Raw genomic sequence first — 3,785 nt, forward strand, 5'->3', positions numbered from 1 at the left:
TAAGAGTCAGCTGCTCTGACCAACTGAGCTAATGACGCCTGTTGTTCATCGCCCTGCCTTCCGGCCGCAGCGACAGGGACAACTCTACCCGACCGACGGAGTGCCCCGCGCCGCGAACCGCACGATGTGGGGCACACCACCGCGGCCGCCTCCCCCGCGCCGGTGGCGGCGCGGGCGGGCAACACGAAGGCCCCGGGCGGAAGGCGGTGCCTTCGACCCGGGGCCGTTGTCTGTGCGCCATCAGGGACTCGAACCCCGGACCCGCTGATTAAGAGTCAGCTGCTCTGACCAACTGAGCTAATGGCGCCTGTCATGCCATGGTACCGGCCCTGCGGGCCTCCCCTGGCGACGTCGTTAACTCTAGCAGGACCGCAGGAGGGCCGCGAACCGGTTACGAACCGGCGGGAGTGGCGGTCCTCCCCTCGGTCCCCTGCCTCGAAGTGCCTAGGCGAAGGCCAGGAACAGCGCGACGATCACGGCGATGAGCAGGACCGCGCCGACGACGGCCAGCACGATCGGCATGACCGGGCGGCGCGCGGGCTCCTCGGTGCTCGGGTTCTCGTCGACGAAGCGGCGGAAGTGCTGCGTGGTTCCCGCCGGGTCCATGTTGGGATCGTTGTTCTCTGTCATGAGGTTGACCCTAGCGACTCATGGGAGTGATGAGGACCCCCGTGGGTATATCTCATCCTTTTCGCTACACGCTCTTGGCCATCCCCCGCCGCGCACCTGCGGACACCGCGCTGGGCGACGCGGCGCGCACTCCGCGTCCCCCCGGGGGCGGCCGCTTTCTCACCTGGGTGAAAGCCGAACGTAAGATCCCCGTTCGACACTGGTGTCGGGAGGACGGGGCTCGGCCGGTACTTCCCCGCGGCCGTGCCGTCCCTCCCGGGGCCCGGCACGCAGCACGGCGGCCATCCGGGCCGTGGGCGTGCTCCCGCGTGCCGGGTCCGCCCCCTCCAGTCGGCGCACCAGCTCCGCGGCGGACCGGTCCGGGCGGGTGTCGTCGAGCCAGACCGCCGCCATGCGCAGCGCCAGGGGCAGGTGTCCCAGGACCTGGGCGAGGCGGCGCAGCACCGACTCGGCGCGCCGGTCCCGCCCCTCCCGCGGGCGCAACAGGTCCACCGCGGCGTCCGAGGGGAGCGGCCCCACGGGCAGGGCGCGCAGACCGTCGCGCACCAGCAGGTCGGTCAGCCAGTAGCGGCTGGTGACGAGCGCCGCGCACCCGGTGCCGCCGGGGAGCAGGGGGCGCACCTGGCGCACGGAGGCCGCGTTGTCCAGGACCAGCAGGACGCGCCGGTGCGCCAACAGCGTCCGGACCCGCGCGGCGGCCTCGTCGGCGTCCATGGCCTCGGTGCCGCGGGTGCCGGTGGACAGGGAGCGCACCAGACGGCGCAGCACCTCGACCGGGTCTCGGGGGCTGCCGTCGCCGCCGCGGAGGTCGACGTAGAGCTGTCCGTCGGGGAAGTGCGGCGAGGCCGCGCGGGCCCAGCTCAGGGCGAGGGCGCTGGCCCCGGCGCCCGCGGGGCCGCGCACCAGCGCGCTGCCGGGGGCGGTGCTGGAGGGGTCCACCAGCCGGTCCAGTTCGGCCAGGGCCTCCTCGCGACCCAGCAGCGCGGAGGGCGCGGCGGGCAGCTCCGCCGGGGCGAGGGCGGCCGACACCGGGGCGGGCGCGTGGACCGGACCGTCGCCGCGGTCGTCGCGTTCCTCCGCCCCCGCCGGGACGTCGGGATCGGCGCCCGGCCCGGGTCCGGCGTGGGATCCCGCCTCCGGTTCGGTGCCCGGCGCGTCGGCTGACCCGGTGTTCGGTCCGGTGTCCGCGGAGAGGGGCCGGACCCCGGCGCCCTCCTCGACGGAGGCGCGCTGGCGCGGGACGCTGGTGCCCGGGGCGCGGTCGAGGTCGCCGCGCAGGATGCCGTGGAAGGTCTCCTGGAGTTCGCGGCCCGGGTCCGCGCCCAGGTGCTCGGCCAGCGCGTCGCGGGTGCGGGCGTACACGCGCAGGGCCTCGCTGGGGCGCCCGCAGCGGTAGAGGGCGGTCATCTGGACGCGGATGAGGGGTTCGCGCTCGGGGTGGTCGGTGGCGATGGGGCCGATCTGGTCGGCCACCCGCTCGTGGTCGCCCCGGGCCAGGGCGGCGCCGAACCCCTCCTCGGCGGCCCGCAGGAGCTCCTCGTTCAGGGGCGGGATGTCGCGCTCGTGCAGGACGGGGCTGACGATGTCGGCCAGGACCGGGCCACGCCACAGGCGCAGGGCGCTGATGAGCAGGTCGGCGCGGTCGGAGGGGTCGGCGCCCCCGTCGGCGCGGCGGACCAGGGAGCGAAAGCGCAGCAGGTCGCACTGGTCCTCGGCGAGGTCGACCCGGTAGCCGCCGTCGCCGCCCGTGATGAGCGGGGTGCCGCAGTGCTGGTCCAGGACCGCGCGCACGCGGGTCACGTGGACCTGGAGGGCGCTGCGCGCGGACGGGGAGGCCGGGCTCCCCCAGACGCGTTCGATGAGGTGCGCGGTGGGGACGGTGCGCCCGGTGTTGAGCAGGAGCGTGGCCAGCAGGGCACGGCGCTTGTCCCCGCGCAGGCGCAGCGGGGCCCCGTCCATCTCGACGCCGAACTGCCCGAGCAGTCCGACGCGCAGCCCGCGGGCGGTGTGCCCGGACGCGCCCTGCCGGGCCTGTCCGGCCGTGTCGTGCCACCGCCTCGCCGGGTCGCTCAGCGACACAGCACCCTCCCCCTCGCGGGGCGCGCGTGCGAGCGGGTGAACCCCGACGCCCCTGGCTCCAGGGTGCCGCCTGAGCTGGGATATCGCAATCACGCACCCCGCACTTGCCGCTGCGGCCGTCCCTTGGAATCCTGGATTCTCCCGCTTTTTCCCCTCACCTCGTTGACTCTTCACCACGACCGAAAGAAACTTTCCTCCATGGCGGAAATCCCGAAGCCTGCGGGCGGCCGGGCGGAGAGCGGACACGTCTCCGCGCCGCCCGTCCCCACGACGGTCCTGCGCATCCGGTCGCTCCTGCCCTCCCTCGCGCCCGCGGAGCGACGGGTCGCGCAGCACGTCGTCGACGACCCCGAGCGGGCCGCCGCCTCCTCCATCACCCAGCTCGCCAAGGACTGCGCCACGTCCGAGGCCACCGTGATCCGGTTCTGCCGCACCATCGACTTCAGCGGCTACCGGGAGCTGCGCCTGGCCCTGGCCACCGAGGCCGGTCAGGCGCGCGGCGCCCGCGGGGCGGCTCCGGAGCTGTCCAGCGACATCAATCCCGACGACACCCTCGTCACGGTGGTGCAGAAGATCGCCTACACCGACGCGCGCGCGGTGGAGGAGACCGGCGCCGCCCTGGACGTGGAGGTGCTGCGCACGGTCATCGACACGATGGCGGGCGCGCGGCGCATCGACGTGTACGGGGTGGGCGCGAGCGCGTTCGTCGGCGCCGACCTCCAGCAGAAGCTGCACCGGATCGGGCTCACCTCGTTCGCGTGGTCGGACGCGCACGTGATGCTCACCAGCGCGGCGCTGCTGGACGAGCGCGACGTGGCGATCGGCATCTCCCACAGCGGAACGACCATAGACACGGTGCAGGCGCTCACGGAGGCGGGGCGGCGCGGCGCCCGGACCGTCGCCGTCACCAACTTCCCCCGCTCGCCGATCGGGTTCGCCGACCACGTGCTGACCACCGCGGCCCGCGAGACCACGTTCCGCTCGGGGGCCACCGCGAGCAGGCTCGCGCAGCTGACCGTGGTGGACTGCCTGTTCGTGGGCCTGGCGCAGAGCCGCTACACCGACAGCCGCACCGC

Annotated in this window: 3 protein-coding genes and 1 tRNA gene; 1 reads left to right on the forward strand and 3 read right to left on the reverse strand. The window is 74.4% G+C overall.

The annotated features are described in order from the left end of the window. Window positions 1-233 precede the first annotated feature (233 nt). The 3 genes from DQW06_RS22845 to DQW06_RS22855 form a co-directional block, all read right to left on the reverse strand. A tRNA-Lys gene (locus DQW06_RS22845) sits at window positions 234-307 on the reverse strand. 137 nt (window positions 308-444) lie between these two features. Beyond that, on the reverse strand, window positions 445-630 hold the full coding sequence (locus DQW06_RS22850) for a hypothetical protein (protein WP_013151531.1): 186 nt from the start codon (window positions 628-630) through the stop codon (window positions 445-447). A 159-nt stretch (window positions 631-789) separates the two neighbouring features. Next, window positions 790-2,709 carry a BTAD domain-containing putative transcriptional regulator gene (locus DQW06_RS22855; RefSeq protein ID WP_117199283.1) on the reverse strand — a complete coding sequence of 640 codons (1,920 nt, stop codon included), beginning with the start codon at window positions 2,707-2,709 and terminating at the stop codon, window positions 790-792. 198 nt (window positions 2,710-2,907) lie between these two features. On the opposite strand from DQW06_RS22855, the gene DQW06_RS22860 reads away from it, so the two are divergent. Then, window positions 2,908-3,785: MurR/RpiR family transcriptional regulator (locus DQW06_RS22860; RefSeq protein ID WP_157983574.1), on the forward strand; the 878-nt coding region annotated here is incomplete at its 3' end.

Source organism: Nocardiopsis sp. TNDT3, assembly GCF_003427465.1.
Taxonomy (GTDB): Bacteria; Actinomycetota; Actinomycetes; order Streptosporangiales; family Streptosporangiaceae; genus Nocardiopsis; species Nocardiopsis dassonvillei.